General features: G+C 61.5%; 17 protein-coding genes and 1 tRNA gene. 9 read left to right on the forward strand and 9 right to left on the reverse strand.

Features of this window, described 5'->3' with window-relative positions:
- Positions 1-163: 163 nt before the first annotated feature.
- The gene (locus KBY83_RS15550; RefSeq protein WP_396094108.1) at positions 164-355 is read right to left on the reverse strand and encodes a Nif11-like leader peptide family natural product precursor; all 192 of its coding nucleotides are present in this window, start codon (positions 353-355) and stop codon (positions 164-166) included.
- Between the two features lie 84 nt (positions 356-439).
- Between KBY83_RS15550 and KBY83_RS14485 the strand changes: the two genes are divergently transcribed.
- The gene (locus KBY83_RS14485; RefSeq protein WP_255020295.1) at positions 440-1,051 is read left to right on the forward strand and encodes a DNA-3-methyladenine glycosylase; all 612 of its coding nucleotides are present in this window, start codon (positions 440-442) and stop codon (positions 1,049-1,051) included.
- On the opposite strand, the gene KBY83_RS14490 is transcribed toward KBY83_RS14485, so the two are convergent.
- The gene (locus tag KBY83_RS14490; RefSeq protein WP_254961860.1) at positions 1,038-1,457 is read right to left on the reverse strand and encodes a type II toxin-antitoxin system VapC family toxin; all 420 of its coding nucleotides are present in this window, start codon (positions 1,455-1,457) and stop codon (positions 1,038-1,040) included. The genes KBY83_RS14485 and KBY83_RS14490 overlap by 14 nt on opposite strands.
- Positions 1,454-1,696 (reverse strand): AbrB/MazE/SpoVT family DNA-binding domain-containing protein, encoded by a 243-nt coding sequence (locus KBY83_RS14495; protein WP_255020290.1) that lies wholly within the window; start codon positions 1,694-1,696, stop codon positions 1,454-1,456. The genes KBY83_RS14490 and KBY83_RS14495 overlap by 4 nt, the downstream gene beginning before the upstream one ends.
- 96 nt (positions 1,697-1,792) lie before the next feature.
- Between KBY83_RS14495 and KBY83_RS14500 the strand changes: the two genes are divergently transcribed.
- Positions 1,793-2,815 carry an aspartate carbamoyltransferase catalytic subunit gene (locus KBY83_RS14500; RefSeq protein ID WP_106632311.1) on the forward strand — a complete coding sequence of 341 codons (1,023 nt, stop codon included), beginning with the start codon at positions 1,793-1,795 and terminating at the stop codon, positions 2,813-2,815.
- Positions 2,816-2,835: 20 nt separating this feature from the next.
- Here the strand turns inward: KBY83_RS14500 and KBY83_RS14505 are convergent, their stop codons facing one another.
- The 4 genes from KBY83_RS14505 to KBY83_RS14520 all read right to left on the reverse strand — a co-directional run bounded on the left by KBY83_RS14505 (position 2,836) and on the right by KBY83_RS14520 (position 3,997).
- Positions 2,836-3,189 carry a DUF565 domain-containing protein gene (locus KBY83_RS14505; RefSeq protein WP_106632339.1) on the reverse strand — a complete coding sequence of 118 codons (354 nt, stop codon included), beginning with the start codon at positions 3,187-3,189 and terminating at the stop codon, positions 2,836-2,838.
- A 299-nt stretch (positions 3,190-3,488) separates the two neighbouring features.
- The gene (locus tag KBY83_RS14510) at positions 3,489-3,686 is read right to left on the reverse strand and encodes a hypothetical protein (RefSeq protein ID WP_094559179.1); all 198 of its coding nucleotides are present in this window, start codon (positions 3,684-3,686) and stop codon (positions 3,489-3,491) included.
- A gap of 43 nt (positions 3,687-3,729) precedes the next feature.
- Positions 3,730-3,891, reverse strand: a complete 162-nt coding sequence (locus tag KBY83_RS14515; protein ID WP_254961864.1) for a PCP reductase family protein — start codon at positions 3,889-3,891, stop codon at positions 3,730-3,732.
- A 33-nt stretch (positions 3,892-3,924) separates the two neighbouring features.
- Positions 3,925-3,997: transfer RNA gene (locus tag KBY83_RS14520), tRNA-Ala, on the reverse strand.
- A 63-nt stretch (positions 3,998-4,060) separates the two neighbouring features.
- Here KBY83_RS14520 and KBY83_RS14525 point away from each other — a divergent pair.
- Together KBY83_RS14525 and coaBC are read left to right on the forward strand one after the other, a co-directional pair.
- Positions 4,061-4,270, forward strand: coding sequence for a DUF2555 domain-containing protein (locus KBY83_RS14525; RefSeq protein WP_106632313.1), 210 nt, complete (start codon positions 4,061-4,063; stop codon positions 4,268-4,270).
- Positions 4,260-5,513: a bifunctional phosphopantothenoylcysteine decarboxylase/phosphopantothenate--cysteine ligase CoaBC gene (gene coaBC / locus KBY83_RS14530; protein ID WP_106632314.1), complete on the forward strand. Its 1,254-nt coding sequence runs from the start codon at positions 4,260-4,262 to the stop codon at positions 5,511-5,513. Before KBY83_RS14525 ends, coaBC begins: the two co-directional genes overlap by 11 nt.
- Here coaBC and KBY83_RS14535 read toward each other — a convergent pair.
- Complete coding sequence (locus tag KBY83_RS14535; protein WP_106632315.1) at positions 5,510-5,836, reverse strand: hypothetical protein; 327 nt, start codon at positions 5,834-5,836, stop codon at positions 5,510-5,512. The genes coaBC and KBY83_RS14535 overlap by 4 nt on opposite strands.
- 141 nt (positions 5,837-5,977) lie before the next feature.
- Between KBY83_RS14535 and psbO the strand changes: the two genes are divergently transcribed.
- The 4 genes from psbO (at position 5,978) to KBY83_RS14555 (ending at position 10,595) form a co-directional block, all read left to right on the forward strand.
- Positions 5,978-6,790 carry a photosystem II manganese-stabilizing polypeptide gene (gene psbO, locus KBY83_RS14540; protein ID WP_106632316.1) on the forward strand — a complete coding sequence of 271 codons (813 nt, stop codon included), beginning with the start codon at positions 5,978-5,980 and terminating at the stop codon, positions 6,788-6,790.
- Positions 6,791-6,934: 144 nt separating this feature from the next.
- Positions 6,935-8,098, forward strand: a complete 1,164-nt coding sequence (gene sat / locus KBY83_RS14545) for a sulfate adenylyltransferase (RefSeq protein ID WP_255020291.1) — start codon at positions 6,935-6,937, stop codon at positions 8,096-8,098.
- A gap of 36 nt (positions 8,099-8,134) precedes the next feature.
- Complete coding sequence (gene ftsH3, locus KBY83_RS14550) at positions 8,135-9,979, forward strand: ATP-dependent zinc metalloprotease FtsH3 (protein WP_254935102.1); 1,845 nt, start codon at positions 8,135-8,137, stop codon at positions 9,977-9,979.
- A 22-nt stretch (positions 9,980-10,001) separates the two neighbouring features.
- Positions 10,002-10,595: a bifunctional 4-hydroxy-2-oxoglutarate aldolase/2-dehydro-3-deoxy-phosphogluconate aldolase gene (locus tag KBY83_RS14555; protein ID WP_255020292.1), complete on the forward strand. Its 594-nt coding sequence runs from the start codon at positions 10,002-10,004 to the stop codon at positions 10,593-10,595.
- On the opposite strand, the gene aroC is transcribed toward KBY83_RS14555, so the two are convergent.
- Positions 10,596-11,684 carry a chorismate synthase gene (gene aroC, locus KBY83_RS14560; RefSeq protein ID WP_255020293.1) on the reverse strand — a complete coding sequence of 363 codons (1,089 nt, stop codon included), beginning with the start codon at positions 11,682-11,684 and terminating at the stop codon, positions 10,596-10,598.
- Positions 11,685-11,743: 59 nt separating this feature from the next.
- Here aroC and nth point away from each other — a divergent pair, with 59 nt between their 5' ends.
- Positions 11,744-12,397: an endonuclease III gene (nth, locus tag KBY83_RS14565; RefSeq protein ID WP_255020294.1), complete on the forward strand. Its 654-nt coding sequence runs from the start codon at positions 11,744-11,746 to the stop codon at positions 12,395-12,397.
- The last annotated feature ends 258 nt before the right edge of the window (positions 12,398-12,655 follow it).

Raw genomic sequence — 12,655 nt, forward strand, 5'->3', positions numbered from 1 at the left:
AGTACGAATCAATTTGCCGACAATATTGCATTGCTTGAGCACTTATGATCTGCTGCGACGATGCCGAAAGGCATTTTTTTATGGTGATCAGAGGCTGGCAAATCTCGTAAATTTCGAGGTACCCTTATGTCAGTTTCGTCGGCCTAATATTGATTTCAAGCTTTTACCATTTCCACCATGATTCCCACCAGGCGACCCAGCCATACTCCATTACGGTGCTTGCGCTAAATTCGTAGCCTGCTTCTTTCCCTATTGCGACTACTTCTTCGGCGCAGGTAGTGGCTTGCAGCTTTTGTTGAAGGGCTTCGTCTTCGTCTGCTTTATGAATGAATTCGGTTAGCCGTGATTCAGACATCTTCCAATGTATAAATTAACCATTCAATCCTAGCCTCCACCCACTCCCCAAGCCACCCCCATAGCCACCACGCCCATCCAAGACCTGCCTGCGCTGCCAAGAGCCTTCTTCTGCCGCCCCGCAGAAGAGGTGGCACCTGAGCTGATCGGCTGCCTGCTGGTGAAACGGCAATCAGGTGGCGAGCTGCTGTGGGGCGTGATTGTGGAAACGGAGGCCTATTGCCAGAGCGAGCCCGCCTGCCACGGCTACCGCCGCCGAACCCCGAGCAACGAAACCCTGTTTGGTGAGCCTGGGCGGTTTTATGTGTATGTGAGCTATGGCATCCACCACTGCGTCAACGTGGTGACAGGCCGCGCCGAGTGGGCAAATGGGGTGCTGCTGCGCGCCGCGGCCATTTCTGGTGAGCCGGAGCGGCTGGCGGCGGGTCCCGCCCTATTGGCACGCTGCTTTGGCATCAATCGCTCCCACGACGCCCAGCTGGTGCATCCCGATCGGGGGATATGGTTCGCCCCGCGGCCGCCAGAGCTTGCTGCTTTGGGCGCCGCCGATCTGGTTCAAACCAGTCGCATCGGCATCAGCCAGTGCAAGGACCTGCCCTGGCGCTGGTATTGGCGGGCTAGCCGCAGCGTCAGCAGGCGGGTCAGGGGGGATCGGCAGCTTTCAGGGCAGGAGGCTGGAAGGATCAGCGGGGTGTGATCACCCTCGGTTGCAGATTCAGCGCGCGTGCAGGATTGGCGAAGCTGCGCTGATCGAAAGAGGCGATGGCCGTGCAGGCGCGGCAGCTGGCATGGTGCAGCGCATCGGCGAAATCAAGTCCGGCGCGCAGCCCTGCCAAGGCCTGTTCGATTGCGGCGCGGTCTTCGAGCTGGAGGGTTGGCAGGTTCAGCAGTGCGTCAAAGACAAGCCCAACCTGATCCCGGCTGAATCGGTAATACCCCCGTAGCACCCACTCCAATTCAAGAGCCACGGTTTTGGGCATAAACAGGCCCTGGCCCGATTCGAGCAAGGTGCGTGCGGCTTCTCTCTGCTTGACGGTGGCGTCATCGGCACCGGCTTCGTCGATGAAGTAGCGGGCCAGCACATTGGTATCCAGGCCGATCACGGCTGCAACAGCATGGCCGGATCGAAGTCGCTTGGCACGGCTGGGATGGTCGTTTTCAGCAGGCCAAAGCCGCTGGCTGTGGGGCTGCCTGCTGGTCGCGCCGGCCTCACCTCCAGGTGATCGCCCACCAATTCAAAACAAACACGGCTGCCCCTGTGCAAGCCCAGCTGCTGCCGCATCATCTGGGGAATCGTCACCTGCCCTTTGCTGGTCACGGCGCAACCGCTGGATTCAGCCATGGCGAGGCCTAGCCTGGATAGGTATTACTTGGTAAGAATAGGTGCTGTGCTGTCCCTCGGCTGGCCCTACCGTGGTCCTGTGAGTCGCCGCACCCCTTGAGCAGCTGGAGCCACCGCCACGTGCTGGATCTGGCGGCCTTTTCGCTGGATGATTTCACCACCGTGCTCACGCTGGCCCAGCGTTTCCGGGCCCTGCCGGTGGCTGGAGCCCGCAAGTTGCCCGCCCTGCAGGGGCGGTTGATGACCAGCCTTTTCTTTGAACCAAGCACCCGCACTCGCAGCAGTTTTGAGCTGGCTGCTAAGCGGCTCTCTGCCGATGTGCAGAGTTTTTCTCCCTCCTCCAGCTCCCTCAGCAAGGGCGAGAGCCTGCTCGATACGGCCCGCACCTACGTGGCCATGGGCGCCAATGTGCTGGTGGTGCGTCATCGCTGCGCCGGGGTGCCCCAGAGCCTGGCGGCCGAGCTCGACCGTGCCGGTGAGCGGGTCGCGGTGCTGAATGCCGGCGATGGCCTGCACAGCCATCCCAGCCAGGGATTGCTGGATTTGTTCACCTTGGCGCGCCACTTCGCCCCTGAAGCCCCCACGCCCGCGGCCCTGAGGGGCAAGCGCATTGTGATCGTCGGTGATGTGCTCCACTCCCGCGTGGCCCGCTCCAACCTCTGGGCCCTCACCGCCTGCGGCGCCGAGGTGGTGCTCTGCGGCCCGCCCACCTTGCTGCCCGCCGCCTTCGCCGACTTTGTGGCGGCACCACCGCCAGGCCAGGCGGCCGATCCGGTGGCGGCGCGGGGCCCGGTGCGGATTGAGCGCAGCCTGGAGCAGGCCCTGGCGGGGGCCGATGCGGTGATGACTCTGAGACTTCAGAAGGAGCGCATGCATCAGCACCTGCTCACCAGCCTCGACACCTATCACCGGCAATTCGGCATCACCCGAGCGCGCCTAGCCCCCTGCGGCCCGTCCGTGCCACTGCTGCATCCGGGCCCGGTGAATCGGGGCGTGGAGCTGGCGGGAGATGTGCTCGACGATCCCGCCGTTTCACTGGTGGAGGAGCAGGTGCGCAATGGCATCCCTGTGCGCATGGCCCTGCTCTATCTGCTGGCCGCGGCAGAACCGCTGGCTTGAAAAGCTTTGCAGCAGTTGCATCAGAGCAACTTGAAGCCGTCAAGCAGCAAGCCGTAGAGCAAGCCGATTCGTGCCATATCGAGCAATTGCAGCACGAGTGCATCGCCACCACGACGTATCAGCGGGCCCCTGGCGCGAATGGCTAGCTCGATGGCGGCCACGCAGATCAGTGCCCCCACCGGGTCGAGCTTGGCCAGGGTGCCAGTGATCGAGCCGACGGCTCCGCCAATGCTGAAGCTGATCAGCAAAACGATCAACAACAGCGCTAGTCGCCGCCAGGGATTGGCTGCCCAACTCTCTAGGGCCGCCCGAGCTTGGGCAACCCGTTCCTGAAAGCCGGTCTGTTGATAACGACTTCCGGGAGGTGAGGCCATCACGGCTGAAGGGTTATCAGCGAGGGCCAAAAGGGGAGGCAGGGATGCTGAAGGCGGTGATCCCCATCACCCGGCCCGAGCCCTGCCATTGCCTGTCTACACCATCTCTGGCGTGTGCGCAGCCTTTTGGCGCTACATATAGGGGATTCCAATAAAAAAGCCCGAGGCCAATGGCCCGGGCTGGGTGATGGGGACTGAGCAACCAAAGCGCCTGGCTGGCCAATGATCAACTGCCCGCAGACGTTTGCCAGAGCGTCCCAAGGGGCTTGACGTCCTCCAGGGGCTTCCCGATCTGGGTCTCAGCCGTCGCTGTCCTTCTTGCGTGAGGATTTGCCCTCTAGGAGCTCCAGTAGAGCTTCCATCTGGGCCATAACCCCACGTACCTCGCCGGCTTCTGGAAGTAAGCCGTCGTCCATGACACCCTGGTGCATTTCTCGGAGCTCCTGGCGGATGTACCGCAGGTGGCTAACCACCTGTTCGCGTTTCGACTGCGACATCTATGGGTGTTCTACTGATGCACCCTTTTACCGCATCGCCGGTTCACTTCTGGCCAAACCTTGCCTTGGCCTGCTCGTAGAAGGGGGCATCGATGGCGCTAAGACCGGCCTCCTGGGCCATGGATTCGATGCGGCGTCGCACCGCTGGACGTACAAAAAAGGGCACTTCCTTAAGTTTGGCTTCGGCGTCTGGATGCCAATCCATAGGGCTGACCAGCAGCACTTCTTTGAGTATTAATGGAGAATAGGGGACTCGAACCCCTGGCCTCTGCGGTGCGATCGCAGCGCTCTACCAGCTGAGCTAAATCCCCGGCTTAGGGCTCTCTTGTCCCTAGAAGCCCATTATCCCCGACCCCACCTCCCCAGCAACTTCCATGAACGCGTCGATCACCCCCGAACGGCTCGCCGCTTTCGATGAAGCTTCGATCGCGGAGCTCGCCCGTCGACTGGAGGAAGACGACTACCCCAGTGCCTTTGACGGCTTAGCCGATTGGCACCTGATGCGTGCCCTGGCGATCCACCAACCGGAGTTGGCTCGGCCCTACGTGCATCTGGTGGACCAGGAACCCTTTGATGAGGACTGATTCGGCTGCTGCTGCTGACCCCTTGGTGCACCCGCTGGCGGGTCGCCGCGTATTGGTGGGTATCAGCGGCAGCATCGCTGCGGTCAAGCTGCCTCTGGTGGTGAGCTCCCTGGTCCAGTGCGGCGCCGAGGTGCGTTGCCTGGTTACGCCGTCGGCGGCCCAACTGGTAAGTCCGGTTGCCCTTGCCAGCCTCAGCCGCAATCCCTGCAACCTCGATGCGGATCAGTGGAGTCATCGCGCTGCCAGGCCGCTGCATGTGGAGCTGGCGGAGTGGTCTGAGTTGGTCTTGGTGGCGCCCTTGAGTGCCACCAGCCTGGGTCGTTGGGTGCATGGGTTGGCTGACAGCCTGTTGGCCAGCACCCTGTTGGCAACCGAGGCGCCGGTGCTGGCTGCTGCGGCCATGAACACTTCAATGTGGATCTCCCCGGGAGTGCGCCGCAACTGGGAGCTGCTACAGGGCTTTGAGCGGGTGTTGCCCCTGGGACCTACCGCGGGTTTGTTGGCCTGCGACCGGCAGGGGGACGGCCGCATGGCTGAGCCGCAACAGCTCCTACTGGCCTTGCAGTGTCTGCAGCTGTGGGGTTGGCAGCGGGACTGGGCTGGCTTGCGGCTTTTGGTCACTGCCGGCCCTACCCGCGAACCACTGGATCCGGCCCGCTTTCTCACCAACCCCAGCTCCGGGCTGATGGGCGTGCTGCTAGCCCAGGCAGCCCGGCTGCGTGGGGCGGAGGTGACTTTGGTGCATGGTCCGTTGACCGTGGATTCCCAGTTGCTGGAGGGCTTGGCTTGTGTGCCTGTCCAGACGGCGGCCGATATGGAGCGGGCCTTGGTGCGTCTTCAGCCTTGTGCCGATGCCATTGCCATGGCGGCGGCTGTGGCCGACCACCGCCGCCAGCAACCGCTCCCGCACAAATTGACCAAAGAGGAGCTTTCCGTTGAGCTCGCCTCCGGCTGGCAGCCGGTGCCCGATCTTTTGGCTGGCCTGGTGAGCCGCCGGCACCCCGGTCAGCGGATTTTGGGTTTCGCGGCCCAATCGGGCGATGTATTGGCTCAGGCCCGTGCCAAGTGGGCCCGTAAAGGCTGCGACCTGCTGTTCGCGAACCCGATAGATCAAGCCGATGCGGGCTTTGGCGTGAACAGCAACCACGGTTGGCTGCTGGGAGGGCAGGGCGGTGAGCAACGCATCGAGCCAGGCTCAAAGCTGGCGATTGCCCAGCAGTTGCTTACCGCCCTGAGGCCCTAAGCCACCAGAGTATCCTCGGCGGGCAGGGTCTCGTCTGCAGCAGCTTCGTGCTGGAGCAGATCCATGAAGGTGCGCAGTTGCAACCTCGGGATGTAGGGCCAGCCCCCACTGCGCTCGACGCTTTGCAGCAGGCTGAACAGCTGGCTGCGGTCGGCTGGAAGGCTGCCCCGGAATGGACCGTCTTGGACCGAGCGATGCAGCTGCTCGAGCTGGCGCAGCAGGGTCAGCAGGTCTTCAGGCTGGCCTTCGAGTTCAGTTGCCAGCTCGTTTAGTTGCTGCAGCTGGTTGGTAAGACGGCCTTGCTGGGATGGGGTGAGGCTCATGACTGGTCTTGCTTTGCGCTCGCGTCTGGCTCTCGCATACAGGTTGTTGAGAGCCGCGACATCGTACGGGGAATAGCAGATTTGCACCGGTAGGATCGGCGACAGCCCAGTTCCCATCCACCGTCTCTGCGGCGTTTCCCCATGAGTTTTCGTCCTCTGCTGGCTCTTGTGCTGGCGCTGTGCCTGACCCTGGTGACCGCGTGCAGCGGTGGTGCCAAGGCCGTGGATCGCGCCAATCTCACCTACGAAGACATCCACAACACCGGTTTGGCGAACGACTGTCCGACCCTGCCGGAATCGGCCCGCGGCTCGATCTCCCTCGATTCCTCCGTTAAATACCAGCTCCGAGAAATTTGCATGCACCCCGCCGAGGTGTATGTGAAGGGTGAGCCAGCTAACAAGCGCCAGGAGGCACAGTTTGTTGCTGGCAAAATTCTTACCCGTTTCACCTCCAGCCTTGATCAGGTTTACGGCGATCTGGCCGTTACTGCCGATGGCCTTAGCTTCAAGGAGCTCGGCGGCATCGACTTCCAGCCGATCACCGTGCTGCTGCCCGGTGGTGAGGAAGTGCCCTTCACCTTCTCCAGCAAGGAGTTGTTGGCCACGGCTGATGGTTCAGCTCTGACCACCAGCACCGACTTTGAAGGCCCTTACCGGGCTCCCAGCTACCGCACCAGCAACTTCCTCGACCCCAAAGGTCGTGGTCTAACAACCGGCTACAGCAGCGCTGTCGGCCTGGTTCCTGCTGGAGATGAGTTCACTGGCGAAACCGTGAAGCGCTATGTGGATGGCTCCGGCACTATGAACTTCTCAATTACCAAAGTCGATCCCAGTACTGGCGAGTTTGCAGGCGTGTTTACTGCAATCCAGCCTTCCGACTCCGACATGGGCACCAAGGCGGTTGTCGATGTCAAGATCGTCGGCCAGCTCTATGGCCGCCTAGAGCAGATTTGACCCCTGGGCGCTAGCTCGCAGTTCTTGACTGACTCTTTAAGGCCCCATCGGGGCCTTTTTTATTGGGTCCTGGGTCTTTTTATTGGCACTTGAGCCTCGACTCCCCCGGTCTGGGAGAATCCACCCCTTCCTGAGTTGGCCTCCATGACCGCCGCTGAATCCGCTGGCTTGATCGCTCCTCACGGTGGGTCCTTGGTGAATTTGGCAGTGCCTGCGGCTGAGCGCGAGTCGCTGCTCGCTGGGGTGAGCCGCAGGATCGAGTGCAGCGATCGCAATGCCTGCGACGTTGAGTTGCTGGTGGTGGGAGGCTTCTCTCCCCTGCGTGGCTTCATGCATCAGCAGGACTATGAAGCCGTGGTGGCGGGCCACCGCACCACCAGTGGCCTGTTGTTTGGCCTGCCGATCGTCTTCGACACCGACGACGCTTCGATTGCTATCGGCGACCAGCTGCTGCTCACCTATCGCGGTCAGGAGCTGGCAGTGATGACGGTGGAGAGTCGTTGGGAGCCTGACAAGGCGCGTGAGGCTCAGGGCTGCTATGGCACCACCTCAATTGAGCATCCGGCGGTGAAGATGATCGCCACCGAGCGGGGTCGCATCTACCTCGGCGGCAGTATTCAGGGCCTGGAGCTGCCCAGCCGGGTGTTCCCTTGCAAAACCCCCGCTGAAGTGCGCGCCACCCTCCCCGCTGGCCAGAGCGTGGTGGCTTTCCAGTGCCGCAACCCCATTCACCGCGCCCACTACGAGCTGTTTACCCGGGCATTGGGCGCGGCCAACGTCAGTGAGCAGGGTGTGGTGCTGGTGCACCCCACCTGCGGCCCCACCCAGGACGACGACATTGCCGGCGAGGTGCGCTTCCAGACCTACGAGCGGCTGGCGGTCGAGGTTAATAACGCCCGAATTCGCTGGGCCTACTTGCCTTATTCGATGCACATGGCCGGCCCGCGGGAGGCTCTGCAGCACATGATCATCCGCAAGAACTACGGCTGCACCCACTTCATCATTGGCCGCGACATGGCCGGCTGTAAAAGCTCCCTCAGCGGCGAAGACTTCTACGGCCCCTACCAAGCCCAAGATTTTGCCCGCGACAACGCTGCAGAGCTCGGGATGGAGACCGTGCCCTCGCTCAACCTCGTTTACACGGAGGAGGAGGGCTATGTGACCGCTGAACATGCCGAGGCCAGGGGGCTGCATATCCGCAAGCTCAGCGGCACCCAATTCCGTCAGATGCTGCGTGGTGGCGAAGAAATCCCAGAGTGGTTCGCCTTCCGTAGTGTGGTTGAAGTGCTGCGGGCCGCAGCCGGTTAACATTCCGTAACTGACTTCTCAGCTGAGGCAAGGTTCTTGAAGAAGCGCTGGCGCAACGCGGGGCTCTATGTCCTTTTGGTGATCGTGATGATCGCCGTGGGTACGGCTTTCCTCGACAGGCCCGACCCGGCTAATGCGCCGCGCACCCTCCGCTACAGCGACTTCGTAGAGGCCGTTCAGGACAACGAAGTTTCCCGGGTGCTGATTTCCCCAGACCGGGGCACGGCCCAGGTGGTCGAAAACGACGGACGCCGTGCGGTCGTCAACCTTGCTCCTGACAAGGACCTGCTCAAGCTGCTCACCGACCACAACGTCGATATCGCGGTCCAGCCCAGCCGCGAGCCCGCTGCATGGCAGCAGGCCGTTGGCAGTCTGATTTTCCCGCTACTTCTCCTTGGTGGCCTGTTTTTCCTGTTGCGTCGCGCCCAGGGTGGTGGTGGCAATCAGGCAATGAATTTCGGTAAGAGCAAGGCGCGGCTTCAAATGGAGCCCCAAACCCAGGTGACTTTTGGCGATGTGGCCGGTATTGAGGGAGCAAAGCTCGAGCTCACTGAAGTCGTTGACTTTCTCAAGAACCCAGATCGCTTCACCGCGGTTGGCGCCAAAATTCCTAAAGGGGTGCTTCTGGTCGGACCTCCAGGAACAGGAAAAACACTGCTTGCCAAGGCTGTGGCAGGTGAGGCCGGTGTGCCCTTCTTTTCGATTTCCGGTTCGGAATTTGTCGAGATGTTTGTTGGCGTTGGCGCCAGCCGGGTGCGTGATCTTTTTGAGCAGGCCAAAAAGAGTGCCCCTTGCATCGTTTTCATCGACGAAATCGACGCCGTAGGCCGCCAGCGTGGTGCCGGACTCGGCGGAGGTAACGATGAGCGCGAGCAGACCCTCAATCAGCTACTTACTGAGATGGACGGTTTTGAGGGCAATACCGGCATCATCATTGTGGCTGCAACCAACCGCCCAGATGTGCTGGATGCCGCTTTGATGCGCCCGGGTCGTTTTGACCGCCAGGTGGTTGTAGATCGTCCCGACTATGCCGGCCGCCTGCAGATTCTCGGCGTCCACGCCCGAGGCAAAACCTTGGCGAAGGATGTCGACCTCGACAAGATTGCTCGCCGCACCCCTGGCTACACCGGCGCTGACCTGGCAAACCTCCTAAACGAGGCCGCGATTCTCGCTGCCCGCCGTCAGCTCACTGAAGTGGCGATGGACGAGGTCAATGACGCCATCGAGCGCGTCATGGCTGGCCCTGAGAAGAAGGATCGGGTGATGAGCGAGAAGCGCAAGCGGCTTGTTGCCTATCACGAAGCTGGCCACGCCCTGGTCGGTGCTCTGATGCCCGATTACGACCCGGTGCAGAAGATTTCGATCATTCCTCGTGGTAATGCAGGCGGACTCACCTTCTTCACCCCTTCTGAGGAGCGGATGGAATCAGGTCTCTATTCCCGCGCCTATCTGCAGAACCAGATGGCAGTTGCCCTAGGTGGTCGGGTTGCCGAAGAGATCGTCTACGGAGAAGACGAAGTCACCACCGGCGCCTCAAACGACCTCCAGCAGGTAGCCCGCGTTGCCCGTCAGATGGTTACCAGATTCGGCATGAGCGATCGCCTAGGGCCAGTGGCCTTGGGTCGCAGCCAGGGGGGCATGTTCCTGGGTCGTGATATCGCTGCAGAGCGTGATTTCTCTGAAGACACCGCTGCCGCAATCGATGAGGAAGTCAGCGACCTGGTGGCGGTGGCCTACAAGCGCGCCACTTGCGTTCTCGTCGACAATCGTTCGGTGCTTGATGAGCTCGCCGAGATGTTGGTAGAGAAGGAAACAGTCGATGCTGATGACCTGCAGGAGCTGCTGATCCGCAGCGACGTGAAGGTGGCGGAATACGTCTGAACCGCCAACGCTGCTAGCCGCTTTGCACCACCAGCCCCTGCTGGTGGTGCTTCGTGCTTATGACCTGCTTGAGCTGCTGCCCTGTTTAGAGCGTTTGCAGGAGCTGGGTGTTCAGCATGTAGAGCTTGCTTGGAGCAGCCACCCCCGTTGGGTTGCCCAGGCGATTGAGCTTCGTCAGCGCTTTGCGCATATGAGATTGGGTGCGGCTTCGGTAGTTGACTTAGCTGGCCTTAAAGCTGCTGCTGCTGCTGGCCTGGGCTATGCGGTTTCACCGGTGCTGGATCGTGACTTGATTGAGGCTGCAATGGCTCTGCGTTTGCAGTTCGTGCCAGGTGTGATGTCTCCATCAGAGGTGCATCTAGCGCGTTTGTGGGGATGCTCCATCGTCAAGCTCTTCCCCGCAGCTGCGCTGGGCCGCTCCTATTGGCAACGACTCGCAGCTCCTCTGGCTGGCGCTGATGGCTTGCCCTTTTGTATTGCGGCAGGTGGACTTGGCCCTGCTGATGTGGAGCCCTGGCTGGCTGCTGGAGTTGATGCGGTCGCCTTGGGTGGATCCCTTGTTAACCCCGCCGATTGGGAGGCGTTGGCCAGGCTTGTCGAGCGCCTGAGGACCTAGTTACCACAGGCCGCACTGGCCCTTTTGGCGTAGCAAGTGATCGGCGAGCACTAAGGCCACCATCGCCTCCACCATCGGCACGGCCCGAGGCAGTACACAAGGGTCGTGCCTGCCTTTGGCCTCCAGGGTGGTGGCTTCCCCGCGGTCATTGATCGTCTGCTGGGCCTTGCGGATCGTGGCGGTGGGCTTGAAGGCCACCCGAATCACGATTTGCTCGCCGTTGCTGATGCCCCCCTGGATACCACCGGAATTGTTGGTGGCTGTGTGCAGGGAGCCATCGCTTGTGGGTAGGAAGGCATCGTTGTGCTCGCTGCCCTTGAGCAGGGTGCCTGCGAAGCCCGAGCCGATTTCAAACCCCTTGGTGGCCGGCAGCGACATCACCGCCTTGGCCAGGTCAGCTTCGAGTTTGTCAAATACGGGCATGCCAAGGCCTATTGGCGCCTGGCGCACCAGGCAGGTGATCACGCCGCCGCAGGAATCGCCCTCCCGGCCGATTGCCTCGATGCGCTCGATCATCTGGGCCGCCATGGCTTGGTCGGGGCAGCGCACGATGTTTGCTTCCACAGCCGCCAGAGTCACCTGCTCTGGGTCGATCGAAGCCTCAAGGTTGTGGATGCGCTCCACCCAGGCGATCACTTCGGTGCCGTGGGCCTTGGCCAGGAGCTGTTTGGCGATAGCCCCGGCAGCTACTCGGCCGATGGTTTCGCGGGCAGAAGCCCGGCCGCCGCCGCTGCGGGCTTGTATGCCGTACTTCGCTTGGTAGGTGGCATCGGCGTGGGAGGGACGGAAGGCCACTTCCATTTCCCTGTAGTCCTGCGGTCGCTGATCCTTGTTGCGCACCACCATCGCGATCGGTGTGCCGAGGGTCACGCCATCGAGCAGGCCACTGAGAATTTCGACCTGGTCATCCTCCTTGCGGGGGGTGGTGATCTTGCTCTGGCCTGGCTTGCGGCGGTCGAGTTCGGCCTGGATCGCTTCTAGATCCAGCTCCAATCTGGGCGGACAGCCGTCGATGATTACGCCAACCCCGCCGCCATGGGATTCGCCGAAGGTGCTGATCCGAAAGAGATCTCCGAAGCTGCTGCCCATGGCCCACCTGCGTTGGGGCGAGCCTACAAACTGGGCTTCACCTTTGGCATAGCGCAATCTTGAAGAGGCAGGAGCGTGCCGCCCTAATCATGGAGCGGCTGCAGCAGCACTACCCCGAAACCCCTGTACCTCTCGACCACAGCGATTCCTTCACGCTGCTGGTGGCGGTCCTGCTGAGCGCCCAATGCACAGATAAGAAGGTCAACGAGGTCACCCCGGCCCTGTTTGCAGCTGGCCAGGACCCTGCTGCGATGGCAGCCCTGAGCGAGGAGACGATCCTGGCCCATATCCGCCAGCTTGGCCTGGCGCGCACCAAGGCTCGCAATGTCAAACGCCTTGCCGAGCTCTTGCTTGAGCGCCATGGCGGCATGGTGCCCCGCAGTTTTGAACAGCTTGAGGCCCTGCCTGGGGTTGGTCACAAAACCGCAAGCGTCGTGATGGCCCAGGCCTTCGGTGTGCCCGCCTTCCCCGTAGACACCCACATCCACCGATTGGCGCAGCGTTGGGGTCTCAGCAGTGGCAAGAGTGTTGTGCAAACGGAGCATGATCTCAAGATTTTGTTTCCTAAAGAAGCCTGGAATCGCTTGCACCTGCAGATCATTTTTTATGGGCGCGAATTCTGCACGGCCCGGGGTTGTGACGGCACCATCTGCCCGCTTTGCCGGGAGCTTTATCCCCGCCGGCGTACTGCTGTGATCTGGCGTAAGCCCTGATTTTTTGCTTTTGCCTAGGGGCTACATACGTAGTCCCCTCGCGCTCTGTGCTCCCTTCTATTTAGCTGTCCAAGCTTGTTGCGCAGGTTGTTGTACAACTTGTACAACAACCACCCAGCCGAGGGCCCAGGCAACAAAAAAGCCCCCTTATGCAAGGGAGCTTTTGGGATTCCGTTATTACCCAGCAGTAGCTGGGCTGTTGACTATCAACCGATTGCAGGTGCGGTCAGTGCCACGGGGGTGGCAGTAGCTGCTGCA

It is taken from the genome of Cyanobium sp. WKJ7-Wakatipu (assembly GCF_024345355.1).
In the GTDB taxonomy this organism is placed as follows: domain Bacteria; phylum Cyanobacteriota; class Cyanobacteriia; order PCC-6307; family Cyanobiaceae; genus Cyanobium_A; species Cyanobium_A usitatum.

Coding starts and splice junctions, on each gene's coding strand:
- KBY83_RS15550 (WP_396094108.1), bottom strand. CDS start 355: ATGTCTGAATCACGGCTAACCGAATTCATTCATAAAGCAGACGAAGAC.
- KBY83_RS14495 (WP_255020290.1), bottom strand. CDS start 1,696: ATGGCTGAATCCAGCGGTTGCGCCGTGACCAGCAAAGGGCAGGTGACG.
- KBY83_RS14505 (WP_106632339.1), bottom strand. CDS start 3,189: ATGGCCTCACCTCCCGGAAGTCGTTATCAACAGACCGGCTTTCAGGAA.
- KBY83_RS14510 (WP_094559179.1), bottom strand. CDS start 3,686: ATGTCGCAGTCGAAACGCGAACAGGTGGTTAGCCACCTGCGGTACATC.
- KBY83_RS14515 (WP_254961864.1), bottom strand. CDS start 3,891: ATGGATTGGCATCCAGACGCCGAAGCCAAACTTAAGGAAGTGCCCTTT.
- KBY83_RS14525 (WP_106632313.1), top strand. CDS start 4,061: ATGAACGCGTCGATCACCCCCGAACGGCTCGCCGCTTTCGATGAAGCT.
- coaBC (WP_106632314.1), top strand. CDS start 4,260: ATGAGGACTGATTCGGCTGCTGCTGCTGACCCCTTGGTGCACCCGCTG.
- KBY83_RS14535 (WP_106632315.1), bottom strand. CDS start 5,836: ATGAGCCTCACCCCATCCCAGCAAGGCCGTCTTACCAACCAGCTGCAG.
- psbO (WP_106632316.1), top strand. CDS start 5,978: ATGAGTTTTCGTCCTCTGCTGGCTCTTGTGCTGGCGCTGTGCCTGACC.
- sat (WP_255020291.1), top strand. CDS start 6,935: ATGACCGCCGCTGAATCCGCTGGCTTGATCGCTCCTCACGGTGGGTCC.
- aroC (WP_255020293.1), bottom strand. CDS start 11,684: ATGGGCAGCAGCTTCGGAGATCTCTTTCGGATCAGCACCTTCGGCGAA.